This window comes from Sphingomonas aliaeris (assembly GCF_016743815.1).
Taxonomy (GTDB): domain Bacteria; phylum Pseudomonadota; class Alphaproteobacteria; order Sphingomonadales; family Sphingomonadaceae; genus Sphingomonas; species Sphingomonas aliaeris.
On the sequence record NZ_CP061035.1, the window covers coordinates 2,241,558 to 2,268,309 of the forward strand.

Sequence of the window (26,752 nt, forward strand, 5' to 3'; positions counted from 1 at the left end):
AGCCGAACGGACGCGGAGCCCGGCTGCCTCGACACCGTGTGCGGCCCCAGCCGCACGGTTCGTCGCTCGAACGGACTCGTTCCGTGCCCCGGCCAACCCCTGGATCCGAGAGCATGAGCGACAGCGCCGGCAGGTCTCCTGGCTCACGGGTCAAGGCTCGATGCACGCCTTCCCAGATCCGTTTGGATCCAGTGGCCGCCCTGTCCGGACCCTTTCGGGCCGGCAGGACATGTGCATCGCGCTCTCCGCTTACAGTTGCAGGGACAGCCGCGGCTTTGGGAAGAAACCTTCCCGCACCGCATTCCACATTTGAGCCTCTTTCGAGGCACCGGCGCGATCATGCGAAACCGGATGGGAACCACCCGGTCTCGATCGCGCCCATAGTGGAAATGCTGCGCTGCGCAAATGAAATTGCGTGCTGCCAGACGTCGGTGCCCGGCGCGTCAGCCGTGGCCCGGCCGCAGGTTGAGGATAACAACCCCCGCCACGATCAAGCCGATCGCGCCCAGCGCTACCGCATCCAGTTTCTGCCCATAAGCGATCCACGCCACGCCGGTGACCATCACAACTCCCGCGCCCGACCAGATCGCATAGGCCACGCCTACCGGGATCGATCGCAATGCGAACGACAGGAAATAGAAGGCGGCGGCGTATCCGATCGCGACGATGATCGACGGGACTGGCCGGGAGAAGCCTTCGGTCGCCTTCAGGAACGATGTCGCGACGACTTCCGATACGATTGCGATCGCCAGCCACGCCCAATTCGGCATGACCTACCGTCTCGCAATGCTGGCTTCGGCCGCCCGCAAGGCGACCGCGAGACTCGCGGACCAGTCCGAACAGCCTTCCATCGTGCCGATCAAATCCTGCCGCACCTCGATCTCCGCATAGGGCCGGCGCGCCGGATAGGCGTGGAGCGGGATCGTATAGTCGATCGCATCCATACTGTATGGTTCGTTGTCCCCGACCGTCAGTGCAGGATCCGCACGGAAGGCATGCAGCAGGGCATGCGCGAACGTCGTATCGCCGCCATCGTGAAGAACCCCGACTTCCCACGGGCGTGGCACGCGCTGCATCGCCGGAGTGAAGCTGTGCAACGATACCAGGATCGTCCCCTGCCCCGCCGCGTCGCGCCGCGCGATCTCCGCGCCGATCGCGGTTTGATAGGGCGTCTGGATCGCCGCAACGCGGGCCACACGGTCGTCATCGGTCAGTCCACGATTCCCCGGAATCACGGTCAAGTCGCTGACCTCCGGCATGGCATCGGCGCGCGCCGGATCGCGGTTGCAGTCGATCACCAGTCGGGAATAGGTCTGGCGCACGAACACCGCATCCAGCGCCTCTGCCAGCATCGGCCCCAGGTCGCCGATACCGATATCCCAGCCGATGTGCCGCGCCAGTTCCTCCGGCGGCAAGCCAAGATCGCCCAGCGCCGCCGGTACCAGATTGCCCGCATGATCGCCGAGCAACAGGAATGGCGATGCGCCACCCGGATTGATGATCCGCACCGGGGCGGGGTCGCCCGCGCGCAGCAGTTCGTTCGACGCCATATCCCGGTCCTTCCTAACCGCCCGCGCCTCGTCTAAGCCGTTGGACATCCCATGAACACCGTCCTCAACATCACCCGGTCGATTCTCGGCCAGCCCTGGCGCTGGCGTGCGCTGGAAACAGATACGCGCGATCCCGGCTTCGCACCCGACGATCTGGTCACGCAATTATTGCTGTCGCGCGGCTGCCCCCGCGACGATCTGGACGCGCACAAAACGCCCAGCATCCGCGGGTTCATGCCAGATCCGTCGATCTTCCGCGATATGGATCGGGCGGCGGAACGGCTTGCGGATGCGATCTCCAACCGCGAATCCGTCACGGTGTTCGGCGACTACGACGTCGATGGCGCGACCTCCGCCGCATTGATGATCCTGCTGCTCCGCGATCTTGGGCTGGAGGCGAAACCCTATATTCCCGATCGGCTGATGGAGGGATATGGCCCGTCCGGACCGGCACTCGTTCGCCTGAAGGACGAAGGCGCGGATCTGATCGTCACCGTCGATTGCGGCGCGCAGGCGTTTGACGCGCTGGAACAGGCCCGGATCGCCGGGGTCGATGTGATCGTGGTCGATCACCACAAATGCGCACTCACCCTGCCGCACGCGCACGCCGTGGTGAATCCGAACCGGTTGGACGAGACGGACGGGGCGGCGCACGGCCACCTCGCGGCGGTCGGCGTCGCGTTCCTGCTGGGCGCGGCCTTGATCCGCGTCCTGCGCGCGCGGGGTGCGTTTCGCGACAAACCGGAGCCGCGCCTGCTCGACCTGCTGGACATCGTCGCCCTGGGCACGGTGGCCGACGTGGCGCAGTTGCGCGGCCTCAACCGCGCATTCGTCGCACAAGGGCTGAAGGTGATGGCGCAGCGCCGCAACATCGGGCTGAACGCGCTGATCTCCGCCAGCCGGCTGACGCGCCCGCCGACCGCGACCGATCTCGGCTTCGCACTCGGCCCGCGCATCAATGCGGGCGGGCGCGTGGGCAAGTCGGATCTGGGCGTCCGCCTGCTCACCACGCGCGATCCGCAGGAAGCAGCGGCGATCGCGGCGGAGCTGGACGGCCTGAACGAGGAACGCCGCGCGATCGAGGCGATCGTGCAGGAGGCGGCGGAAGCGCTCGCCGCAGTGGCAAGCGACCGCAAAGTGCTGGTCGTCGCGGGGCATGGCTGGCATCCGGGCGTGATCGGCATCGTCGCCGGGCGGCTGAAGGAGAAATACGGCCGCCCCGCAATCGTCATCGCGCTGGACGACAACGGCATCGGAAAGGGATCGGGCCGGTCGATCTCCGGCGTCGATCTGGGGGCCGCAGTGCTGTCGGCGAAGGACAGTGATATCCTCGTCGCGGGCGGCGGGCATGCGATGGCAGCCGGCCTGACGATCGCGGCGGACCGGATCGGCAATTTTGCCGATTTCCTGGAGGAACGCCTGTCCGAGTCGGTCACGCGATCGATCGGCGACCGCGCCTTGCTGCTGGACGCCTTGCTCGCCCCCGGCGGGATCACGCCGTCGCTAGTCGAAGCGATGGATCAGGGCGGGCCGTACGGCATGGGCTGGCCGCAACCGCGCATCGTCGCCGGGCCGGTCAGGATCATCAAGGCGGACATCGTCGGGAACGGCCATGTCCGCGTCATCATCGCGGGCGACGACGGGCGATCGCTGAAGGCGGTGGCGTTCCGCCAGTCCGAAACCGCGCTGGGCGCTGCACTGCTCGGCGCCCCGCCCCATCGCCGCCTGTGGCTCGCCGGACGCGTCAAGATCGACGATTGGGGCGCGAAGCCCGCCGCCGAATTGCACCTCGACGACGCCGCCTGGATCGATTGAGCGGATTTCCGGCGGACAAATGCAAGTTTAGGCACACAGGCGCTTGACCGCCCCGACGCATTTCCCTAACCGCCTCCAACCAACCGGCCACGCCGGCATGGCCCCCTTCGTCTAGCGGTTAGGACGCGGCCCTTTCACGGCTGAAGCACGGGTTCGATTCCCGTAGGGGTCACCACCTAAAAAGTCCTCACTTTTCCGACGCTGCGTTTGAGCGTGCATGGTCGGTAATATCGGTCATGCAAGGTCCACTAGCTGGCCTGCCGCACGCCGCCGATTGCTTCGATGAAGCAAAGGCTTTAGCGCTGGCCCCGGAAGCCGCGCGGCGGGAGCGCGTCAGGGGTATCGGAACCAGTTCAGCAGCGCCGGCCAACCCAATGTCGATACCGTCGGTCACCGAAGCTCCAATCCCTTCATCCCGTAAGATCAGTCGATGTCGAAAGGTCTAGCGTGGGTTGCAAAATCACAATGAAATCGGATTCCGGAATGGCGGCTGCAGGATCTTTGACACTCAGCCGGGCAGGTGCGGCCATCGCGGCGGTCATGCTTGCGTCGTGTGGGCAACCGACGGCGGGTGCTGCGGCCGCCACACTGGACTCGAAAATCGGCGTCAGCGCGGTGCCGGCCAGCTATTACGGCACTGAGCGGATCTGGGCGAACCTCGCCTACCGGGCCAGCGAATGGATGACCATCGTCGGCGGCCTCAATCAGTATGGCAACCCGAACACCGCCGGGCGTATCTTCCTCCAGGCACCGAACGACGTGCTTCTCGGCAAGGCGACGAGGATCACCTGTACGTGGCAAGGCAATGGTGCGGCCTTCGTCAACGGAAGCGTTCCCAACTGGGTCAAGAGCGACACGCGCACGATCAGCTTCGTCTGGCAACCTGCGGGACCCCCGGGCAAGCATGGCGGCGTTTGGTTCGATCTGTCGGGAAGTGACGGCACGTTCCGCGATCTCGACTGTCGCGAACCCGGCGTCGTCGCGAACGGCCGGCTCGACCAGCGCTATGTCGACGACATGAAGCTCTACAGCGTCGTCCGCTTCCTCGACTGGTCGACCGCGAACAGCAACGCGCCGATTACGTGGGCCACGCGCGCGCTTCCCAATCAGCAAAGGTCAGGCACCTTTACCGGCGATCAGCCGCTGGAGGACCAGATCGAGATCGCCAATGCGATCGGCGGCGATGCGTGGTTCACGATTCCCTGGAACGCCGATGACGATTATATCCGGCGCATGGCGACGCTCATCCGCGATACGCTGAAGGGCAAAGCCTATTTCGAGACCGGAAACGAGGTCTGGAACTGGATGTTCAAGGTTACGGGGCAGGCTCAGGCCGAGGGAGAAGCTGCCAACCTCGCCGGTAGCGGCAACAAGTGGGACAACATGTTCCTGCGCTATGCCCAGAAGACGATCGAGCAGAACAAGATCGTCACCGACGTGTTCAAGGCGCAGCCGAACCGCCTTGTCCGTGTGGCATCGTTCCAGAGCGGCAACACCGTGGCGATGAACATCTTTTTGCGGTACCCGGACACAATCAACTGGGTCGATGCTTTCGCCGACGCGCCATACTTCGGCGTCAACGACCTGAACACGACCACGCGCTATACCGGCACGCAGGCGGATCTGTTCGCCAAGGTCGAGGTCGAGCGCAAGAAGTCCATCTCCCTGACGAGCAACATCGCCGCGGCCGCGAAGAAACTCGGCAAGCTGTCGATGATCTACGAGGGCGGCAATGGCACGATCTCGTCGGAGATCAATGCCGATATCAACGAGGAGATGCAGCGCAGCCCGCTGATGGAGGCGGCATACGACCGCTATCTGGCCGACCTCCGCGCCGTCCATACCGGTCCGATCATGCTGTACAACTCGACCGGGCCGACCAGCCGCTTCGGAAGCTGGGGGCAGCATGAGTTCACCGGTCAGCCGGAAGCGGTGGCGCCGAAGCGTCGGGCCATCGCAAAGGCAGTGGCCCGACGATAGAGATCGAGACGGCGCCCCAACTCGGTAGCCTCCCGCGCCGTCCGGAGCACCGCGACCCAGCTTACTAATGAGGCGCGAACAGCAAGACGACCCCTATGCGGTCCGCAGGGTCGACCGCGGCAACTGAGGATTTCGTTCGGCAAACGAACCAACGGCCGCGCGGAAGACGGCATCCAGGCGTATGCGGGGGTCGCGGGGGCGACGTTCTGAAAACAGAGGGATGCTTAGCCAGTCCCTCGCGAGCGTCGCGCGGAACCATCGATCGCGATCCGAGATCAATGAACGACAGGAGATAGCCGGTACGTCATGTCCTTTCACGGCAAAGCCATTGGCTCAATACCCGCAGGGTCACGATGTTTCGCCGGGATAGCGCGTCTTCGAACACCGCTTGATCGCTTCCTGATACGACATGATGTAGATTGAGTTCGACGACCGGACGTGTCGTCTTTCTCCACCCATCGACCGCACTACCGTTTCGACAGGCGCGCCAGCATCGCCTCGACACCCTGATCGATTCCGGGTAAGTCCACCCCCGCTAGACGTATCCGGTTTTGCGAGGAAAAAAGCGTGGACAGCAGCGCGCCGTCGGCGACGGACGGTTCGCGATCCGCCGGCGATATGGCGCGCAAATGCCGGATCGACGTCCGTCCGCGCAGATAGCGAAGCTGCGCGGCGAATGGCTGGAGTGCGGGTTCACGCGAGGCGGCAAGAGTCAGTTCGAAGAAGGCACGCAAGGCAAGGTCGTCCCCGCCCCGATCCTGTGCGCCAGCGATCAGATCGATCGGCGTATCGCTTTCACCGAACGGGCGGACGATCTGCCGATATAGTGCGTAGCACGCCGCGCGCAGCAGGTCGGCACTGCTGCGGAACCGGTTCGATACGATGCCCAAAGTTTGGCCGGCTTCTTCGGCGACCGCACGATGCGTCAGCCCGGAAACGCCGCGTTGCGCGACCGTACGCGCGGCGGCATCTGCAATATCCTCCGTGACTGCATCCTGACCGGGCGCGACCGGCTGCCCCGCCAGCGCCTCGCGCATCGCCAGCGTCCGCCAGGGGGCGTCGATGCCGGTGCGGCCCCCGGCCCATCCTGCCCATGTGCCGCACAGTTCCGATAAGGCCGCGCGGTCGATCAGGCGCCGCCATCGTATCAGGTGAAGAGAGCTTTCCTCATCGAACGTCAGCACGACCGATCCGGTCAGGTCCCCAATCCCGAAACGATCGCAGACCGGGCGCCAAAATTCGAAAGCCATCGTCCACCACGCTCCCGCCGCGCCACCGTGGCGCGGGTCACGCATCGCCAGCGACTGAATTTCACGCCAGGCATAAGCCAGCGGGCGCTGACGTTCGCACCAGTCGTCTATGACAGCGGAGAGCAGGTGGGCGAACGCCGTTGGATCGCCAAACATTCCCGCCAGTTCGTGCGATTGCGCGTCGAACCACCGGGTCGCGCGGCCCAGTGCGACCTCGCCAGCACGCAGCAACAATCCATCCATGTCGCCGAAGTGATGGTAGATCGACGACACGGGAATAGCAGCATCCCGCGCGATCGCGCGTGCCGAGACACCGGCGGCTCCGTCCCGCTCCCAGGCGTGGATCACGGCGTCGATCAGGCGATCGTGCGAAGAGTTCATCGCCACCCGATACCAAAGGAAGCGGATAATGTCGCTACAATACAGACGTTACCCGATGGAATCAGATCGTTAAGGTACGGATCACCCTTCCATACCAGCGCAGAATACCGGGTAAGCAAATGTCCGCGTCATTGAAGTGACGCGGAATTGACGGTAAAGCGCAATACAAGCGTTCTAGGCGGCCCCGACAACGACATCCAAGGGGGCTTCCACATGATAATCTTCAACACCACGATCGCGTCCCGTATCGCCATCGCCGCCGCGATCGCCGCCAGCATGGCGATGCCCGCTCGCGCGCAGCAATCGACCGCAGGCGACGCAGCCGTCGCCGCCCCCGCATCCGATCCGGTGGATCCGCCCGGTGGCGACGAGATCGTCGTTACGGGATCGATCGTCGAGGCACAGCGCTCGTCGATCATGCAGAAGCGGATGGCGGACAATCTGGTAGATATCGCCGCTGCCGATGCCGTCGGACGCTTTCCCGACCAGAACAGTGCGGCGGCGCTCGCCCGCCTGCCCGCAGTCGCGGTACAGCGCGATCAGGGGCAGGAACGCTATATCCAGGTTCGCGGCGCACCCAACCGCTGGACCTCGGTCAGCATCGACAACGTGCCGGTCATCGGCGTTGACGAAGGGGGCACCACCCGCGCGTATCGCTTCGATGCGATCCCGGCCGTTCTGCTCAGCAGCCTCGCCATCAACAAGTCGCTGACGTCAGACCTTCAGGCGGAGGCGATCGTCGCCAATATCGATCTGCGCACCTATTCGCCGATGAGCGAGAAGGGGCTGAATGTTCAGGGGGACCTCGGCTATGGTATCATGGCACTTGGCGGTGGTGAGCAGCGCCAGGGATCGCTGCGGGCAAGCTGGTCCAACGACGTGTTCGGCGTCGTGGTCGGTGGCTCGCACTATCGCCGCCATCAGGTGACCGACAATCGCGAGGTCGGATTGTACGACGAACCGACCAATGCCGCCGACACGCAGTTTGGTCCGACCGAACTCGATATCCGCAGCTATCGACTGGTGCGCGAGAATAACGGCTTGTTCGCCGGGCTGGAGTTCGAGCCGATCGACGGCCAGCGCATGTGGGCGAAGGCGATCTACACCGATTTCAACGACGACGAGCAACGCAACCAGTACGAACTGCGCCTCGACCGGGCGTCGTCGGGCACGCGCAACCTGACGGGCGGCGCTCTCGTACGGGTTCCGGTGCGGGGCACGTTCAACGACGGCCAGTATCGCACCCGGAACTATATCAACACGATCGGTGGCGAACTGGATGACAAGAACGGCTTTAAGGTCGCGGTCGCGATGAACTATACCCGCACCGAGAATACGACCCATCTGCCGCTCATCCAGGCAAGCACGCCGACAGCGGCATCGCCGTCGCTCACCTACGACTTCAGCGACCCGCGTTTGCCCGTCGTACAGCTGTTCGGGACAGTCGCCGGCACGGTGCCTTCGCGGGGCAGCGCCTTGTCCGGGTTCGACCAGCGGACGCTCGCCGCGCCCATCGCGATCATCGGTCGGCAGGACAGCTTCACCGACAGCTATACGATGAAGCTCGATATGTCGCAGGAGCTCGGCGCGGTCACGCTGTCGGCGGGCGGCCTGTATAGCGACCGGACGATCACCGGCTTCACCTTCGCCACCGCCAATGTCGTCAATCTCGCCAGCTTCCCCGCGGGTTCGGGGCTAAGCTTCGACATCAACCGTTATGTCACCGACCAGAACTGGGACACCGGCTTCCCGCTCGGCTTCACCCTCAAGAACATCGACAATAAAAGCATGCGTCGCGACGTCGATACGATCCTCGCGCGCTTGCAGACGCTCGGAATCTACGACACCGCGCGCGACGTGCCCGCCAGCAACCGGTATGCGTTGGGTGAGCGGCTGCTCGCAGGCTATGGCATGGCAAAGCTGAAGTTCGACGGAGGACAGGTCGTAGCGGGCTTGCGCGTCGAACGGTTCGACCTCGACAATCGCGGCACCGCGACATTGGCCGGCGGCGCGCTGGCGCCTCTGTCGGTCGGGCAGACCTATACCGATCTGTTTCCCAGCGTGAACAGCCGGTTCGACCTTACCGATCGCCTCGTTTTCCGTATCGCGGGACAGCGCGGGATCGCGCGCCCATCGTTCGGCGAGGTGCGCGTCGGATCGTCGATCGACGACACGGCCTCGCCGGGGCAGATCGGTGGCGGCAACCCGACGTTGCGCCCGGAATATACCTGGGGGATCGACGGCAGCCTGGAATATTACCTGCCGGGCAGCGGCATTCTCTCGATCGCCGGGTTTCACCGCTGGGTCGACAATGTCCTGTATGCCAGCACCCAACGCGTCGGCAGCAATGCCTTCGATTCCAGCGGCGTCGACCGTTCGGGCTATCTCCTGTCCTCGACCTTCAACGGCCGAAGCGGTCGCCTCTACGGCGTCGAATTCAACTATCAGCAGCGCTTCACTTTCCTGCCGGGACTGCTCGATGGTTTCGGCTTCCAGGGGAATCTGACGTTGATCGGCGGCAGCTTCGACACCGTCGAACGCAAGGACATCCGCTTTCCGGGTACGTCGAACCGCATCGCCAACGCCTCGCTGTATTACGAGAAGTTCGGCCTGTCCGCGCGGGTCAGCTACCAGCACCGTACCCGCTGGCTCGATACACTGGGTGGCCTCGGACTTGGCGGTAGCAGCGACGAATATCGCGCCGGATACGACAATGTCGACGTGGCGATCCGCTATGCCGTGACGCCGAACGTCTCGCTTTATGCCGACCTGAGCAACCTCACGAACGCGGTCTACTCGGCCTATCAGGGCAACGAAGGTCGCCCGACCGAGGTCGAGCAGATCGGTCGCCGATATATGGGCGGCATCCGCTTCAACTTCTGATCTAAATTCGACCGAAGGATAGAGATATGCATCATCATTTTCGACTGGCGGCGGCCCTGCTCGTCATGTCCACGCCATTTGCGACCGTCGCCATTGCCAAGCAAGGCCCGGCCGCCACCCAGCATCAGCGCGTCCTGACGCTGGAGGGCGGTCAGAATTTCCGGGATCTTGGCGGTTATCGCACGACCGACGGCCGGCAAGTGAAATGGCGCGTACTGTACCGTTCCGGCGCAATGAACGGCTTGACCGATGCCGATTTCGCGCAGTTGGAAGCGCGCGGCATCCGCACCGTCTGCGACTTCCGTTCCACGAGCGAGCGCGACGCGGCACCGGTCCGCTGGCCCGACAAGAACAAACCGGCGGTCTTCGCCGACGATTATAGCATGGACCGGGATTTCGCGGGATTGATGCGCCCGAACCTCACCGGCGCACAGGCGGCCGATGTGATGACCGAGGCCTATTCGAAGATGCCGATACGCTTCGCCAGCCAGTATCGCCGGATGTTCGCCGAACTCGTCGCCGGCCGCGTTCCGCTCGCCTTCAACTGTTCGGCGGGGAAGGATCGCACGGGCATCGCCGCTGCGCTGGTGCTGACGGTGCTCGGCGTGCCCCGCGCGACGGTGATGGAAGATTATCTTTTATCCAACCGCTATTACGACCCGCGCAAGGGCGCGAGCGGTACCGCCGCCGACGACAAGACCAGCGCCTTCATGAAAAACCTCCCGGCCGACGCGTTGAAAAAGCTGATTGGTGTCGATCGCCGATACCTCGATGCGGCCTTCGCGACGATGCGAGCTCAGCCCGGCGGTTTCGACGGATATCTGCGCGACCAATTGCACCTCGATGCCGCCGCGATCCGGACTTTGCGCGCGCGATATCTAACCCGGGACTGATGCAGCGCCACGCCGCCGACCGCCCGGTCGGCGGCGTTCCTGCTGGTCGCTCCTTCACCATGGAACGCCCCACGGCACGCTCAATCGTGCGTTCGTGGCGACGCCTTGTTCTCGGCCATCCAGCGCGCCTCGTCCGCGCTACCCTGGGTCGGCGGGAAATGCCCCTGGATCGACCACAATTCGAACGGCGTATCGTCGATATGGAATTCCCAATCATAGCCCTGCGCCGTGACGAACGGGGCAAGCGTGTCGTTCACCACATCGACGAAGCGGCGCGCATATTTGTCGTTGGGGAATTCGCGCGCGATGTGATCGATCCAGATCCGGACGAAGCGGTCATGCGATTTCCGCCGATATAGAAGGAGGCCGCGGCCACCTCCTCGAAGATCACGCCGACATAGAAAGCGGGCATGTGTTTGGAATAGAGCGCCATGATCCGTTCCGCGAGCGCCCGCTTGTCATCGGCCGCGAACGCGCCGACCGGATGATAGACTTTCCACAGCGGCATCGTCCAATCCCCATCCCCATATCGCGAACTTGCCGTTGCAAGTCCGTCCGGCAGGGATGTTAAATGATGGTCGTAATGTAATCAAGCGGGGCTGTGCCGTCAGGCGTAGGTTGCATCCCACAAGTCCTGCCGCACCAGATCGGGGATCGGCTCGGTCGGCAGTTCCGGAACCACACCGTCCGCGATCGCCTCCCGCGCCACTACCTCGGCGATGCGGATCGCGACCGGACGCAGATCGTCGATTGGCGGCAAGAGCGGCCCGGCACCGGACTCGTCCAGCGTGCCCAGTTCGCGCGCGGCGGCCATGAACATGCCGTCGGTGATCCTCGTTGCGCCCACGGCCAGCGCCCCCAGCCCGATGCCGGGGAAGACATAGACGTTGTTGACCTGCGTCACGCCGGCGACGCCGAACGGGCTGCCCGTTCCGATCAGGGCACGCCCTTCGGTCCAGGCGATCAGATCGGCGGGCGATGCCTCCGCCCGCGAGACGGGGTTGGACAGCGGGAAGATGATCGGCTGCGGCGTGGCGGCAGCCATGCTGCGGATCACCTGCTCGTCGAACGCATCATGCTGCCCCGATGCCCCGATCAGAACGGTCGGGCGAACGCTGGCGACAGTCGTCGCGAGCGAAATGTGCGGTCCGGCATTCCCCCAGCTCGCGACGTCGCCGGCATCCCGGGCGAATGCGGCCTGCTGCGTCGTCAGCGCGTTCATGCCCTGCACGATCAGGCCGTCGCGATCGACGGCCCAGATGCGTCCGCGCGCAGCCGCCTCATCCTGTCCGTCGGCGATCATCACGCGAACAAGCAAGTCAGCAATCCCCGTCCCCGCCGCGCCTGCCCCGAACAGCACGATGCGTTGGTCCGCAAGCGTCTCGCCGGTCCGCCGGATCGCCGCCAGCAGCGTGCCGACCGCCGTCGTCGCCGTGCCCTGGATATCGTCGTTGAAGCTCAGCAACCGGTCGCGATACCGGTCTAGTAGCCGATACGCATTGTGTCCGGCGAAATCCTCCCACTGCAACAGCGCCTTGGGAAACCGTTCCGCGACCGCCGTTACGAAAGCTTCGACGAAAGCATCGTAATCGTCGCCGCGGATGCGCGGGTTGCGCCATCCGACGTAAAGCGGATCGTCGCGCCGCGCCGCATTATCGGTGCCGACATCCAGCAGGATCGGCAGCACTTCGGCCGGGTGGAAGCCCGCACAGGCCGTATACAGCGCCAGCTTCCCTATCGGGATTCCCATCCCGCCGGCACCCTGATCGCCCAGCCCCAGGATCCGTTCGCCGTCGCTCACCACAATCACCTTCACCCGGTCGAGCGCCGGATCGGCGAGGATGTCGGCGATGCGATTGCGATTGGGCCAGCTGAGGAACAGGCCGCGCGGGCGCCGCCAGATCTCGCTGAACCGCTCGCATCCCTCTCCGACCGTCGGCGTGTACACCAGGGGCAACATCCGTGGCAGGTCGCTCTGCACCAACGCGTGGAACAGCACCTCGTTCGAATCCTGCAATTCCCGCAGGAAGGCGTACCGGTGGAAATCGTCAGGCTGCCGTTCCAGCGCACGCCGCCGCCGCGCGATCTGGCTGTCCAGCGTCCCGACATGCGGTGGCAACAGCCCGTGCAGCCCCAGGCGGTCGCGCTCGGCCTCGGTAAAGGCCGTTCCCTTGTTGGTCAGCGGATCGGCAAGCAGCGCGCGCGCGGCGGCGTGGAGAGCGGGGGAAATGCTGGATATCCTTCGTATCAGAAGCGCAGGCTGACCCAGCCCGCGAGGAAGTCGGAGCTTTTGTAACCCGCATTGGTCAGCGCCGGCCCGGCCATCAGATGCTCGTAGCGACCGGTGACGCTGATCCGCGGCGAGATCGACCAGACTGCCTGTAATCGTGCGGTATCCGCGATCTTGCGGCCGGCGACGTTCTGTGTCCGAGCGAATGCGGTGCCGTTGGCGCGGTACACTGCGTCGCTGGTCGTATCGCGCCAAGACAACTGGTATTCCGCGCTGACCCGCACGGCCTTCAGCGGCGAGAACGTCACGTTGGGCGCGAATGCGATCAGGTTGGTCGGCGTGGCGAACAATTGATAGCTGTAATAGATGTTGTTGCCGAAGGGCGCGAGCGCGTTGCGCAAAGTACCCGTCCCGTACGCTCCGCCGCCGCTGGCATAATCGGCGTGGAAGCCAACGCGTGGCGCGGTCTTCGACTTGCCGAGCTTGTAATTCTGCGCGAGCAGGATCAGCCAGGCGTCGATCTTGCGGCCGTCATAGCTGCCGCCCTGATGGTTGATCGTCCAGTCGAGATTGACCGGCCCGGCATCGCCCCAGACGTGCAGGCCGTAGAAATCACGCACTTCGCGGCCGGTGCGGGGGCCCCAGACGGCCGCGGTATTGCGCAACCGCCACAGGAACGGATCGACAAACAGTTTCGACCCGCCAAGGAAGCTTTTCGGCAGGACAACGCCCGCCGAGATGCCGGAAAACCGGCGGGCCTGGTCGGTGACATCGTCTCCTGTGCCGCCGAAGCCGAGACGGGTCGTGCGGAAATCGAACACATCCGCGCGCAACGTCTTGCCCCGTGCCCATGCGCGCGTGCCGTTATAGACGAAGAAGATCGTGTTGTTGTCGCGCGGTACCACCATCAGATTGGGGCCGTCCGCGAAAGTCTGGCGGCCATAGCGCACGCCGAGATCGACGCCAGATACGGTTCCGGTGACGTCGACGAACGATTGCTGCACGACCAGATCGTTACGCAGCGTCGCCGCCGGCGTGCCCAGGTTGCGCCCGGCAAGGCCGCCATGCGCCAGTTCGCCGAACACGCGGATGTGCTTGCCGAGATGCAGGTCGGCGCCGCCGACGATGCGGTTGATGTCCTGCCGCTGCGCCTCGCTGTTGAGCAGGTTCGGGTTGGTCGTCTGGTTGACGCGCAAACGCAGTTCGCCGGACAGCGTCAGATAGACATCGCCATCGGCAGCTATCGGGATGAACTTCAGCCTGTCGATCGGGTCGTCGCGCTTGGCCGGGTTGCGATAGCGGGTCCAGTCCTCCGCCCAACGCGACTGGTTATAGCCGCCGGAGGTAACACCGTCGCCGATCGCCTCCACCGGATAGGCTTCCGAGACCGGTGCCGCCTGGCTGGGATTGGCGGCTTCCTTTGGGCCGGTATTCTGGGCGAATGCGCCTGTCGCGGGGACGAGCGCAAGGGCGGCGGCGCACGCGGTGCGCCACGAGCAAGTCAACATAGACATACTTTCGTGTTTGAGGTTGCCGGCCGCAGCGTCAGCACGCCGGCCGGCGACGGGTCATGCAGGGATCAGGCGGCGACGACACCCTCGGGCAATTCTTCGGCCGGGGGCAGCTTGCCAGCCAGCGCCGCATCGAACTGTTCCTTGTCCAGCGCACCTTCCCAGCGGGAGACGACCACGGTCGCGACCGCGTTGCCGATGAAGTTGGTCAGGCTGCGGCATTCGCTCATGAAGCGGTCGACGCCCAGGATCAACGCCATGCCTGCGACCGGGACGGACGGCACGATCGACAGCGTCGCCGCGAGCGTGATGAACCCCGCCCCCGTGACGCCCGCTGCGCCCTTGGACGACAGCATCGCGACGCCCAGCAGCAGCAATTGCTGGCCAAGCGTGAGGTCGACATTGCATGCCTGCGCGATGAACAATGCGGCCAGCGTCATATAGATGTTGGTGCCGTCCAAATTGAACGAATACCCGGTCGGCACGACCAGACCGACGATCGACTTCGGGCAGCCGGCGCGTTCCATCTTTTCGATCAGGCTGGGCAGCGCGCTTTCCGACGACGACGTGCCTAGGACGAGCAGCAATTCGGCCTTCAGATAGGCGATGAGGCGGAAGATCGAGAAGCCGGCCAGTTTCGCGACCACGCCCAGGATGACCACGACGAAGAGCAAAGACGTGAGGTAGAACGTCCCGACCAGCATCGCGAGGTTCGCGAGCGTGCCGACACCGTATTTGCCGATGGTGAACGCCATCGCCCCGAATGCACCGATGGGCGCCGCCTTCATGACGATGCCGACCAGCTTGAAAAAGGCGATCGAAATATCGTTCAGGACGTTGAGGACCTTCGTCCCGCGATCGCCGATCATCGCCAGGCTGACGCCGAACAGGATCGCGACGAACAGCACCTGCAGGATGTTGCCCTGCGTCAGCGCGGACAGGAACGTGTCCGGTATGATCCCGGTCAGGAACCCCGTGAGCGTCGTCTCATGCGCCTTTTCGGCATATTCCGTGATCTTGCTGGTATCCAGCGTCGCGGGATCGATGTTCAGTCCCGCGCCCGGCTGCACGACGTTGGCGACGACGAGCCCGACGATCAGGGCCAGCGTCGAGAAGAACAGGAAATAGGCGAAAGCCTTGCCGGCCACGCGACCGACCGACGCGAGATCCCGCATGCCTGCGATCCCGGTGACGATGGTCAGGAAGATCACCGGCGCGATGATCATCTTCACCAGCTTGATGAAGGCATCGCCGATCGGCTTCATCGACTCGCCGATGGACGGATAGAAGTGCCCGAGCAGGACGCCGGCGGTGATCGCGACGAGCACTTGCAGGTACAATTGCCTGTACCACGGCTTGTCGGCGGGAGCCTTGATCTGGTCGCTGGAGTGGGTGGTTATCGTCATCATGGGCCTTTCATCCTCTCGGACGCCTGCTTCGTTCTCACGACGGTCAGGCAATGATCGATCATCGCCGCAGGATATCCGCGGACAATCCAGAAAAACGAATTCCTGGATTATTGTAGGATATCCGTCGCATCCCCGGTCGCGAGCCCAATCTCGTGTCCTGACTTCGACACGAGACGAATCGGATCTGGGCAGAAACTTGCCCACTTGGTTCAAGCCCGGTATCGCTGCTGGATGATACCAACGTCCGGCTGGCGACGAATCGCACCCGTGCTGGCGACGACGCTCTTCTGCGTGATCGCGGCCTGGGGCGCGGGGTGGGCAGTCGAACGACGCACCCGCACCGATCTCGCCGCATCGATCGCCGCCGACGCACGGCTGCGCCAGGGCCTGCTCGCCAGCGAGATCGCCCGTTTCCGACTGCTCCCGCTCGCTTTGTCCGGCGACAGCGATCTGGCCGCCGCGCTGCGTAAGGCACCCGGCGCCACGCACGCGCTCGACCTGAAGCTGGAGCGGCTCGCGCGCGATATCGGCGCCGCCGCCATCTATGCGATCGGGCCGGACGGGCGTGCCATCGCAGCAAACAACTGGCACACACCGCGCAGCTTCGTCGGCCGGGATTATCGCTTCCGGCCTTATTACAACGATGCCGTCCGCACCGGCTCCGGTCAGCAATTCGCGCTCGGGACGGTCAGCGGCCGGCCCGGTCTGTACCTAAGCCGCCGCAGCCCGAACGGCGGGGTGATCGTCGTGAAGCTGGAGTTCGACCGCCTCGAGCGACAATGGGCGGCGGCGGGCGGCCTGACCTGGGCGAGCAACGGCGACGGCGTCGTGCTGATCGCCAGCCGCCCGGCATGGCGTTTCGCCGCGACCGCCCCGATCCCCGCCCAACGCGCGGCCGCCTTGCGATCGGAAGTCGGGATCGCCGCCTTCGGCCCCTCTCCCATCGACAGGATCGCGCCGGCCCGGGCGCGCACGACGGGCAGCCGCGACACGCTGACGCTCGGCTCAACCGCGCCGGACACCCTCGGCTGGACGGTGACCGTCGCGCAGCCCGATGGCCCCGCGATCGACACCGCGATCCGAACGGCACAGATCGCCGCCGGCCTTGGTGCTGCAGTGCTGTGCGGTCTCGTCTGGCTCGCCCGGACGCAGGCGCGCAGACGCCGCGAACGTACCAGCGCGCTGGAGGCGGCGGTCGTGGAACGCACCGCCGACCTGCGCCGCGAGATGAACGAACGCGCCGCACTGGAGGCGCGTGCCGCCGATCTGCGCGAGGGGTTGCGTCAGGCCAACCGGCTCGCCGCGCTGGGGCAGATCACCGCCAGCGTCGCGCACGAAACCGCACAACCCGTCGCGGCGATCCGCACCTATGCCGCGACCAGCGAACAGCTGCTCGATCGCGGCGCACTGGACGACGTTCGCGAAAACCTGCGCGCTATCGCCCGTCTGACCGCGCGGATCGGCACGGTCACCGCCGAACTGCGCGGCTTCGCGCGAAAAGGCACCGGCGCGATCCAGCCCGTGCCGTTGTGCGAAGTGATCGAAGGCGCGAGACTGATCCTGAAGGAGCGCCTGTCCCGCGTCGCGATGACGATGCCGGTCATTCCGCCCGACCTGAACGTCATGGCCGGACGCGTGCGGCTGGAACAGGTTCTGGTCAACGTGCTGCAGAACGCCACCGAAGCGATAGAGGGGCAGTCCGAACAGACGATACGGATAGCCTTGACCGTCGGGGACGAGACGGTGACGTTGCACATCACCGATAACGGCCCGGGCATCGCACCCGATGTCGCCGCGCGCCTCTTCACACCGTTCGTGACGAGCCGCGCCACCGGTCTCGGCCTCGGTCTCGTCATCGCACAGGACATCATGGTCGATCTCGGCGGAGCGCTGCGGCTCGCGCCCGGCCAAACCGGCGCAACATTCGAAATCGAGATGAAACGCGCATGACTGGTGGCGAAACCCTGCGCGTGGCGCTGGTGGAGGATGACGACGATCTCCGCGCATCCACGGCGCAACTGCTGTCGCTTGCGGGCTATACCGTCGATGCGTTCCCCGCGGCCGCGCCCGCGCTCGCCGCGTTGAACGACGCCTATGAAGGCGTCGTCGTCACGGACGTGCGGATGCCCGGACTGTCGGGAATCGACCTGTTCAACGCCCTGCGCGATGCCGATGCGACGCTGCCCGTCATCCTCGTCACCGGGCATGGCGACGTCCAGATGGCGGTCGATGCGCTGCGCAACGGCGCGTGGGATTTCCTGTCCAAACCCTTCGACCCGGAGGCACTGGTCGCCGCCGTCGCCCGCGCCGCCACCGCGCGCGGACTGACGCTCGAAAACCGGCGACTGCGATCGCTTGCCGCATTGGACGAGACCGCGGCGTTGATCGGCGCATCGCCGGCGATCCGCCGCCTGCGCGAAATGGTCCCGGTTCTGGCGGATGCGGATATCGACCTGTTCATCGAAGGCGAAACGGGCACCGGCAAGGAATTGCTCGCCCGCGAAATCCACCGCGCGGGCAAGCGCGGCCGCCATCGTTTCCTGTCCGTCGCCTGCGCCGCCTTGCCCGATGCGTTAATCGATACCGAACTCTTCTCTAACAGCGCGTCGAACGGCATCGCCGCCGCCAATCGCGGCACGGTGTTCCTCGACGATATCGACCGCGCCTCGCATCCGCTTCAGGCGCGACTCAGCACGGTGATCGAGGATCGCGCGCTGCGCGTGCCGCAGTCGCGCGACGCCATCCCGCTCGACCTGCGCATCATCGCCACGGGTCAGGAGGAGGCGCAGCGTAGCGCCGACGCGATCGTGCCCGCCTTGTTCTACCGTCTCGCCGCGGTCCGCCTGCGCATGCCGCCTTTGCGCGAACGGCGGGAGGACGTGCCCATGCTGTTCGCACATCTGATCGATCTTGCCGCAGGTCGCCGTCGCCGCCCTATCCCCGCGCTGACCGCATCGACCCACCGGCACCTGACGCAGCACGACTGGCCCGGCAACGTCCGCGAACTGGCGCATTTCGCGGACCGCCTCGTCCTGGGCCTGGATGCCGATACGGTCGATGCCGGATCGCAAACCGGTCAAACACCACTACCCGATCAGGTGATGTCATTCGAACGCCAGATCATCGTCGAAACGCTGGAAAGGCTGTCCGGCGATGCCGCGCAGGCGATCGCCGCGCTCGGCATTCCGCGCAAGACCTTCTACTACAAGATCAAGCGGCACGGGATCGACCTCGACGCCATTCGCCGTCGCACCGCCAGGGGTTGAACCCATGACCGTGAAAGCAGCGCGTTCCCCCGCCGAAGAATGCCTTGATTGCCCGGCATGCGCGTTCGGGGCAGTCAGCGCGCCGGAGACACCGGAATCATGACGCGAACATTGACTCATCTCGAACGGCTGGAGGCCGAAGCGATCCACATCATGCGTGAGGTGGTCGCGGAGGCAGAAAAGCCTGTGATGCTGTATTCGGTCGGCAAGGATTCCGCCGTCATGCTGCATCTCGCGCGCAAGGCCTTCTACCCGTCTCCCCCGCCCTTCCCGCTGCTGCATGTCGATACCACCTGGAAGTTTCGCGCCATGTACGATCTGCGCGAGCGCGCGGCGCGCGATGCCGGGATGGAGTTGCTCGTCTATCAGAACCCGGAAGCGATCGAACGCGGCATCAATCCGTTCGACCACGGCGCGCTGCACACCGATATGTGGAAGACGGAAGGCCTGAAGCAGGCGCTCGACAAATACGGTTTCGACGCTGCGTTCGGCGGCGCGCGCCGCGACGAGGAGAAGAGCCGCGCGAAGGAGCGCATCTTCTCGTTCCGCACTGCAAACCACGGCTGGGATCCGAAGAAGCAGCGCCCGGAACTCTGGAACCTCTACAATGCCCGCAAGTCGAAGGGCGAGAGCATCCGCGTCTTCCCGATCAGCAACTGGACCGAACTCGACGTCTGGCAATATATCCAGTTGAACGACGTGCCGATCGTGCCGCTTTATTTCGCCGGCAAGCGCCCGACGGTGGAGCGCGACGGCATGCTGCTGATGGTCGACGACGACCGCTTCCCGCTGGCACCGGGCGAAGTACCGGTCGAACGCTCGATCCGCTTCCGCACGCTCGGTTGCTATCCGCTCACCGGCGCGGTCGAAAGCACCGCCGCCACCCTGTCCGAGATCATCCAGGAAACGCTGCTGACGACGACCAGCGAACGACAGGGTCGCGCGATCGACAAGGATGCAGGCGGCGCCGGAATGGAGAAGAAAAAGCAGGAGGGCTATTTCTGATGTTCGCACCTCCTACGGTCATCCTCCCACCCTCCCCCGTAATCCCCGCGAAGGCGGGGATCCATAGTCCCTGCGCCCGCGATGACAGGTCACGCTTATGGATTCCCGCCTTCGCGGGAATGACGAGGTCAGTATGATGGTCGCCGAGATTCAAACTTCCGCCTACCAGACAGAAGCGCTCATCGCGGAGGACATCGACACCTACCTCGCAAAGCATCAGCACAAGACGATGCTGCGCTTCATCACCTGCGGCTCGGTCGATGACGGCAAGTCCACGCTGATCGGCCGGCTCCTGTACGATTCCAAGATGATCTTCGAGGATCAGCTTGCAGCGCTGGAGGCGGATAGCAAGCGCGTCGGCACGCAGGGCGGCGAGATCGACTTCGCCCTGCTGGTCGACGGCCTTGCGGCGGAGCGCGAACAGGGCATCACGATCGACGTCGCCTATCGCTTCTTCTCGACCGAAAAGCGCAAGTTCATCGTCGCCGACACGCCCGGCCACGAACAATATACCCGCAACATGATCACCGGCGCATCAACCGCCGATCTTGCGGTGATCCTGATCGACGCGCGCAAGGGCGTACTGACCCAGACGCGCCGCCACTCCTATCTGGCGCATCTGATCGGCATCCGGAACATCGTGCTCGCGATCAACAAGATGGATTTGGTCAGCTACGATCAGGCGACCTACGACGCGATCCTCGCCGATTATACCGGTTTCGCTCGCAGCATCGGGATTACCGACTTCACCGCCTTGCCGATCTCCGGCTTCCGGGGCGACAACATCTCGCTCAAATCCGATGCGATGCCGTGGTATTCCGGCCCGACGCTGATGGAGCATCTCGAAACCGTCGAGATCGGCGTAGACGAGGATCAGGCGAAGCCGTTCCGCATGGGCGTGCAATGGGTGAACCGGCCCAACCTGGATTTCCGCGGTTTCTCCGGTCAGATCGCGAGCGGGTCGGTGAAACCGGGCGACGCGATCCGCGTGCTGCCCGGCGGCAAGACCAGCACGATCAGCCGCATCACGACGCTCGGCGGCGACCTGAAGGAAGCGGTCGCGGGGCAGTCCGTCACGCTATCTTTCGAAGACGAGATCGATTGTTCGCGTGGGTCGGTCATCGGCGCCGCGGACGCCCCGCCGGAAACCGCGGACCAGTTCGAAACGACGATCGTCTGGATGGACGACGATCCGCTCGTCGTCGGCCGCGCCTATTGGCTGAAGCTCGGCACCCAGACCGTATCAGCGACGGTGCAGGAGCCGAAATACCAGATCAACGTCAACACGATGGAACATCTGGCGGCCAAGACGCTGGACCTGAACGCGATTGGCGTCGCGGAGATCACCACCGACCGCCCGATCGTATTCGAACCCTATGCCGACAACCGCACGCTCGGCGGGTTCATCCTGATCGACAAGATCACCAACGCGACAGTCGCCGCCGGCATGCTGCACTTCAGCTTGCGGCGGGCGCAGAACGTGCACTGGCAGGCGACCGATATCGGACGCGAGGCGCATGCCAGCCTCAAGAACCAGAAACCGCGCGTCCTGTGGTTCACCGGCCTGTCCGGATCGGGCAAATCGACCATCGCGAACGAGGTGGAGAAGACGCTGAACCTGATGAACCGCCACACCTTCCTGCTCGACGGCGACAATGTCCGTCACGGGCTGAACAAGGATCTCGGCTTTACCGAGGCGGACCGGATCGAGAATATCCGCCGCGTCGGGGAGGTGGCGAAGCTGATGGCCGATGCCGGACTGATCGTGCTGACCGCCTTCATCTCGCCCTTCCGCGCCGAACGTGACATGATCCGCGCGATGCTGCCACAGGGGGAATTCATCGAGATCTTTGTCGATACGCCGCTGCACGTCGCCGAAGCACGCGACGTGAAAGGCTTGTATAAAAAGGCGCGCGCCGGCGACCTGAAGAACTTCACCGGCATCGACAGCCCGTACGAGCCGCCGGAGCATCCTGAAATCCGCGTCAACACCGTCGCGATGACGCCGGCCGAAGCCGCTGAATTCATCGTCCGTCAAATTATGCCGCTGAAATGAGCGAATGCGACGACACGCTCGCAGCGCGCCTCGCGACGGAAGCGGGCGCGATCCTGCTGCAGCTTCAGACGGCCGGCAACCTGTCCGGCAAGGAGCTGGGGAAGGCCGGCGACCATAAGGCGAACGCCTTCCTGATGCAGGCGTTGCGCGCGGCCCGCCCTGCCGACGCGATCCTGTCCGAAGAGGAAAAGGACGATCCGCGCCGCTGCTCGGTCAGCCGCGCCTGGATCGTCGACCCGCTGGATGGCACGCGCGAATATGGCGAGGGGCGCGCCGACTGGGCGGTGCACGTCGCGCTGGCGATAGACGGCTTCGCGACGGTCGGCGCGGTCGCGCTGCCCGCGCTCGGCCTGACGCTGACGTCCGGCACGCCGACGCCGTTGTCGCCCGCGGGCGATCCGCTCCGCATGCTCGTCAGCCGCACGCGGCCGGCCCGCGAGGCCCTGTACGTCGCCGAAGCGCTCGCCGCGACTTTGGTCCCGATGGGCTCGGCCGGCGCGAAGGCGATGGCGGTCGTTCGCGGCGAAGCGGACATCTATCTCCACACCGGCGGCCAATACGAATGGGACAATTGCGCCCCGATCGCCGTCGCCCAGGCCGCCGGGCTGCACGTCAGCCGCGTCGATGGCGCGCCCTTGGTCTACAATTGCGCCGATCCGTACCTGCCCGATCTGCTGATCTGCCGACCCGAACTCGCCGACGCGGTCCTTCGGCTGGTGCGTGAGATGCCCGCCTGAATCCTCGTCCATCGGCACGACGATGGCATCCCGGCCGCCGATGATGCACAAAGCGCCGGTGGCGGGCGCGGCGACTTCAACAACCGGATTCGGCCGCGGCCGCTGTGGCCAGCGGCGGCCCGCGTCACGTCGGCACATCGCCTGAACGATGGACGACCCCGCCGCCCGGACCGACGCGCAATTGGTCGCCGCCGCCACAGACGGTGATCGCGCCGCATTCGGAACCCTTCTCGCCCGCCACTACGACCGCATCCACGGGCTCGCCTGGCAACTGACCGGATCGCGATCCGATGCCGACGATATCGCGCAGGATGTCTGTTGCACGCTGGTGGAAAAGATCCACGGCTTCCGCGGCGAAGCGAAGTTCACGACGTGGATGTGCAGCATCGTCTTCAACGCGACCCGCGATCATCGCCGCCGCCGCCGCGCATTCGCCGGCTTTACCGATCGCCTCGCGGTCCTGGTCGGCCTGGCGCCAGTGCCCGATGGCCGCGACGCCTATGACGCCGCATGGCTGAACGGCGCGATCGCCCGGCTGAAACCGGCGTATCGCGACGCCGCGATCCTCGTCGCGGGCCAGCAACTGACGCATGCCGAGGCGGGCGAGATACTGGGCGTGGCGGAGGCGACGATTTCCTGGCGCATGCACGAGGTCCGACGAATGATCGGCGGCCTCTGACCTCCCCCAAAAAAGTTCGAAAGAATCTTCCAAGGATATCCCGGCCCGGCGCGTCCCAGTGAATATGCGGACGATCTCGCGCCGCTGTTCCGGGAGAAAACCATGTCCTGCCTTCGCACTACGGCCACCATCGGCATCGCCGCCCTGCTCGTCGCGTCCTGCGGCAAGCCCCCGATCGACATAGCCCCGAACGCAACCCCGGCCGCCGCCGAGAGCAACGATATCATCGTGACAGGCGCCAGAAACGCTTCGCCGGCCATCGCGGTGCGAAGCCGGCTGGAGCAAGCCTATCCCGGTGCCCCACCCCCGCCGCCGCCACCCCCGCCGCCTCCGCCGCCCGCCCCCGGAATGATGTTCGCTCCTCCCCCGATCATGGCCTCCCCGCAGGTCGATCCCCGAACCCGACAGCAATACAAGGACGTCGGCCGCGACAAGTTCACCGCCGTCGCGCAAAATCCGTTCAAGGTCGTGCGCGAGGAACCCGTCTCGACCTTCTCGATAGACGTCGACACCGCATCCTACGCCTTCACGCGGGCGTCGCTGAACCGCAACGTCCTGCCGCAACCCGCCGCGGTGCGCACCGAGGAAATGATCAACTATTTCCCCTACGATTATGCCGCCCCCGCCACGATCGGCCAGCCCTTCGCCAGCAACGTTGCGGTCATGCCGAGCCCGTGGACGGCGGGGCGCAAGCTCGTTCGCATCGGCATCAAGGGTTATGAGATCAAGCGCGCCACCCGCCCCCGCGCCAATCTCGTCTTCCTGATCGACACGTCGGGATCGATGAATGCCGACGACAAACTGCCTCTGGTCAAACGATCGCTGACGATGCTGCTTGATCAGTTGAGCGCTGACGACAGCGTCGCGATCGTCACCTATGCGGGCTATGCCGGCACCGCGCTCGCCCCCACCCGCGCCAGCGACAAGGCGCGCATTCGGGCGGTGATCGACGGTCTCGGCGCAGGCGGCGGAACCGCCGGCGCAGAGGGTATCCGGCAAGCCTATGCGCTGGCGGAGGCGAACTTCGACCCCGAAGGCGTCAATCGCGTGATCCTGGCAACGGATGGCGATTTCAACATCGGGATCAGCAATCAGGACGAGTTGAAAGGCTATGTCGAGCGCCAGCGCGGCAAGGGCGTGTTCCTGTCGGTACTCGGCTTCGGCATGGGCAATTACAACGATGCGCTGATGCAGGCGCTGGCACAGAACGGCAACGGCGCCGCCGCCTATATCGATACGATCGGAGAGGCGCGGAAGGCTTTGGTCGAGGAAGCAAGCTCGACGCTCTTCCCGATCGCGAAGGACGTGAAGATCCAGGTCGAATTCAATCCCGCGACGGTCGCCGAATATCGCCTGATCGGGTACGAAACCCGCCTGCTGAACCGCGACGATTTCGACAATGACAAGGTCGATGCCGGCGATGTCGGATCGGGTCAGACCGTCACGGCGCTGTACGAGATCGTCCCCGTCGGCGGGCCGCGTGCGGTCGGCGATCTGCGCTACGCCAAACCCGCCGCCCCGGTACAGTCCAGCGCGACCGAGTACGGCTTCGTGAAGATCCGCTACAAACTGCCGAAATCCGATACCAGCCGACTGATTTCCACGCCGATCGATCGTCGGGCGGAGGCGGCGCGCTTCGAGGATGCGCCGCAGGATGCACGCTTCGCGGCCAGCGTCGCGGCCTTCGCCGAACTCCTGCGTGGCGGCCGCTACAACGGCGCGATGACCTATGACGACGTGCTGAAGATCGCACTCGCCGCACGTGGCGACGACCCGTTCGGCTACCGGTCTGAATTCATCCAGCTCGTCCGTGCGGCGAAATCCGCCCGTTCGATGTCACCGACCGGCGAATGACCGTGCCACGGGGCGGTGCGGTTCTGCCGCCCGCCCCGTCATCGGGCAATCGACCCGATCGGAATTAGAGCTATAAGGTCGGTCCATGCCGCTTCGTCTCCCCTCGTGCGCAACGCCGTTCCGGATCGCGGGGAAGCGCTGATGGCGCATGACGACGACATCGCCGCGGCCCTGCCACCCCCGCCCCCGCCCCGCCCCGCCGCGCGGGATGCCGCGATCCAGGCGGCCATGCGGCGGTTCGAAGGGTTGCCCGATCGCCCGACTGCCGAAGCACCGCGACCGTCCCGGGGCCGTATCGGTCGCCCGCAAATCGCCGCGCTGGCCGGTATAGCATTGGTCGTCACGTTGGGCGTGCCGGTCTTCATGTCGCGCGATCTGGGTCTCGCGCCGACGGAGGACGTCCGGCCTGCAGCGGACACGACGCGGACGACATCTCCGGTCGAAGCGGCCGGGCAGCGGGTGGGCGACAGGTTCGGCGTAACGCCGCCTTCCGCTCCTGACGCCGACACTGTTCCAAAGCGCGCGGAACCTGCCGCGCCCACGGGTGAGCCGGCGAACGAGCCCGTCCTCGATCGGCCTGACACCCCTTCCAGATCGGCCGCGCTCGAACAAGGCAGGCCCGCCCCCGCCTTTGCGCCGCCGCCGCCTCCACCACCTCCTCCTCCACCGCCACCTCCGCCACCCCCGCCACCACCTCCTCCGCCGCCGCACGTCGCTGAAGCGCCCGCCCCGATGGCAATGTCGCGATCCGATGCTAAGCGGGTATCGCAGGCGGACGATAACGACATCGTCGTCACCGGTTCACGCGTCCGGTCGTCCCCGGCCAGCCGGCGCGGTGACTGGAATGCGTGCACGGTGGACGATCCCGCCCAAGACGCGGCGCGGTGCCGCAAGCGCGTGGCCCGCGATGCCCGCGCGGCACCCGTCCTGACGGAGGGCCTTTCGTTGGCATGGGATGGCGAGACCGACGACGCGATCGCCGCCTTCGGGCGCGCCATCGCGATCGCCCCTCGCGACCCCGCCGCCTATCTCAACCGCGCGCTCGCGTATCGCCGCAAGGGCGAACCGGCGCGCGCGCTGGACGACCTGGACCAGGCGGTGCGTCTGGCCCCAAACGTCGCGCGCTACCGTTATCATCGCGCCGTCGTCGCCAGTGAAACGGGCGATCGGCGGCTTGCCGAACGGGACGGGGAACGTGCGGTCGAACTCGACTCGCAATATGATGCGATCGTGGATCGGGATTGAAAACGGCC

Annotated in this window: 18 protein-coding genes, 1 tRNA gene, 1 pseudogene and 1 riboswitch; of the genes and pseudogenes, 13 read left to right on the plus strand and 7 right to left on the minus strand. The window is 65.2% G+C overall.

All coding sequences use genetic code 11. The features are described from left to right. Positions 1–111 precede the first annotated feature (111 nt). Positions 112–348: riboswitch (cobalamin riboswitch) on the minus strand. A 95-nt stretch (positions 349–443) separates the two neighbouring features. Continuing rightward, positions 444–770, minus strand: a complete 327-nt coding sequence (locus H5J25_RS10530; protein ID WP_202090767.1) for a DMT family transporter — start codon at positions 768–770, stop codon at positions 444–446. 3 nt (positions 771–773) lie between these two features. After that, complete coding sequence (locus H5J25_RS10535) at positions 774–1,550, minus strand: N-formylglutamate amidohydrolase (RefSeq protein WP_202090769.1); 777 nt, start codon at positions 1,548–1,550, stop codon at positions 774–776. Positions 1,551–1,601: 51 nt separating this feature from the next. Between H5J25_RS10535 and recJ the strand changes: the two genes are divergently transcribed. From recJ to H5J25_RS10550, 3 genes are all read left to right on the plus strand, one after another. Beyond that, the gene (gene recJ / locus H5J25_RS10540) at positions 1,602–3,365 is read left to right on the plus strand and encodes a single-stranded-DNA-specific exonuclease RecJ (protein ID WP_202090771.1); all 1,764 of its coding nucleotides are present in this window, start codon (positions 1,602–1,604) and stop codon (positions 3,363–3,365) included. 99 nt (positions 3,366–3,464) lie between these two features. Continuing rightward, positions 3,465–3,540: transfer RNA gene (locus H5J25_RS10545), tRNA-Glu, on the plus strand. A gap of 290 nt (positions 3,541–3,830) precedes the next feature. Beyond that, the gene (locus tag H5J25_RS10550) at positions 3,831–5,345 is read left to right on the plus strand and encodes a hypothetical protein (protein ID WP_202090772.1); all 1,515 of its coding nucleotides are present in this window, start codon (positions 3,831–3,833) and stop codon (positions 5,343–5,345) included. A 467-nt stretch (positions 5,346–5,812) separates the two neighbouring features. On the opposite strand, the gene H5J25_RS10555 is transcribed toward H5J25_RS10550, so the two are convergent. Then, positions 5,813–6,976 (minus strand): TetR/AcrR family transcriptional regulator, encoded by a 1,164-nt coding sequence (locus H5J25_RS10555; protein ID WP_202090774.1) that lies wholly within the window; start codon positions 6,974–6,976, stop codon positions 5,813–5,815. Positions 6,977–7,189: 213 nt separating this feature from the next. On the opposite strand from H5J25_RS10555, the gene H5J25_RS10560 reads away from it, so the two are divergent. Further along, the gene (locus H5J25_RS10560; RefSeq protein ID WP_225883053.1) at positions 7,190–9,859 is read left to right on the plus strand and encodes a TonB-dependent receptor; all 2,670 of its coding nucleotides are present in this window, start codon (positions 7,190–7,192) and stop codon (positions 9,857–9,859) included. 26 nt (positions 9,860–9,885) lie between these two features. Beyond that, on the plus strand, positions 9,886–10,752 hold the full coding sequence (locus H5J25_RS10565) for a tyrosine-protein phosphatase (protein ID WP_202090776.1): 867 nt from the start codon (positions 9,886–9,888) through the stop codon (positions 10,750–10,752). Positions 10,753–10,832: 80 nt separating this feature from the next. On the opposite strand, the pseudogene H5J25_RS21660 reads toward H5J25_RS10565, so the two are convergent. The 4 genes and pseudogenes from H5J25_RS21660 to H5J25_RS10590 form a co-directional block, all read right to left on the minus strand. Beyond that, positions 10,833–11,260 (minus strand): annotated as a pseudogene (locus H5J25_RS21660) (tautomerase family protein). A gap of 99 nt (positions 11,261–11,359) precedes the next feature. Continuing rightward, positions 11,360–13,021, minus strand: a complete 1,662-nt coding sequence (locus tag H5J25_RS10580) for an NAD-dependent malic enzyme (RefSeq protein WP_225883514.1) — start codon at positions 13,019–13,021, stop codon at positions 11,360–11,362. Continuing rightward, complete coding sequence (locus H5J25_RS10585; protein ID WP_225883054.1) at positions 13,000–14,496, minus strand: alginate export family protein; 1,497 nt, start codon at positions 14,494–14,496, stop codon at positions 13,000–13,002. Before H5J25_RS10585 ends, H5J25_RS10580 begins: the two co-directional genes overlap by 22 nt. 65 nt (positions 14,497–14,561) lie before the next feature. Beyond that, positions 14,562–15,899 carry a dicarboxylate/amino acid:cation symporter gene (locus H5J25_RS10590; RefSeq protein ID WP_202090779.1) on the minus strand — a complete coding sequence of 446 codons (1,338 nt, stop codon included), beginning with the start codon at positions 15,897–15,899 and terminating at the stop codon, positions 14,562–14,564. A 234-nt stretch (positions 15,900–16,133) separates the two neighbouring features. Between H5J25_RS10590 and H5J25_RS10595 the strand changes: the two genes are divergently transcribed. The 8 genes from H5J25_RS10595 to H5J25_RS10630 all read left to right on the plus strand — a co-directional run bounded on the left by H5J25_RS10595 (position 16,134) and on the right by H5J25_RS10630 (position 26,744). Further along, a complete protein-coding gene (locus tag H5J25_RS10595; RefSeq protein ID WP_202090780.1) occupies positions 16,134–17,852 on the plus strand; it encodes a sensor histidine kinase in 1,719 nt (572 codons plus the stop codon). Continuing rightward, on the plus strand, positions 17,849–19,168 hold the full coding sequence (locus H5J25_RS10600; protein WP_202090781.1) for a sigma-54-dependent transcriptional regulator: 1,320 nt from the start codon (positions 17,849–17,851) through the stop codon (positions 19,166–19,168). The genes H5J25_RS10595 and H5J25_RS10600 overlap by 4 nt, the downstream gene beginning before the upstream one ends. Positions 19,169–19,225: 57 nt before the next feature. Beyond that, positions 19,226–20,173 (plus strand): sulfate adenylyltransferase subunit CysD, encoded by a 948-nt coding sequence (cysD, locus tag H5J25_RS10605; protein WP_202090782.1) that lies wholly within the window; start codon positions 19,226–19,228, stop codon positions 20,171–20,173. Positions 20,174–20,309: 136 nt separating this feature from the next. Further along, positions 20,310–22,229: a sulfate adenylyltransferase subunit CysN gene (gene cysN / locus H5J25_RS10610; RefSeq protein WP_202096300.1), complete on the plus strand. Its 1,920-nt coding sequence runs from the start codon at positions 20,310–20,312 to the stop codon at positions 22,227–22,229. Next, positions 22,226–22,966, plus strand: a complete 741-nt coding sequence (locus H5J25_RS10615; RefSeq protein WP_202090784.1) for a 3'(2'),5'-bisphosphate nucleotidase CysQ — start codon at positions 22,226–22,228, stop codon at positions 22,964–22,966. The genes cysN and H5J25_RS10615 overlap by 4 nt, the downstream gene beginning before the upstream one ends. Before the next feature lie 148 nt (positions 22,967–23,114). After that, positions 23,115–23,645, plus strand: a complete 531-nt coding sequence (locus H5J25_RS10620; protein ID WP_202090786.1) for an RNA polymerase sigma factor — start codon at positions 23,115–23,117, stop codon at positions 23,643–23,645. 102 nt (positions 23,646–23,747) lie between these two features. Continuing rightward, complete coding sequence (locus H5J25_RS10625) at positions 23,748–25,499, plus strand: vWA domain-containing protein (protein WP_202090787.1); 1,752 nt, start codon at positions 23,748–23,750, stop codon at positions 25,497–25,499. 141 nt (positions 25,500–25,640) lie between these two features. Next, entirely contained in the window at positions 25,641–26,744 is a 1,104-nt protein-coding gene (locus tag H5J25_RS10630) for a tetratricopeptide repeat protein (RefSeq protein WP_202090788.1), read from the plus strand. Positions 26,745–26,752: the final 8 nt, after the last annotated feature.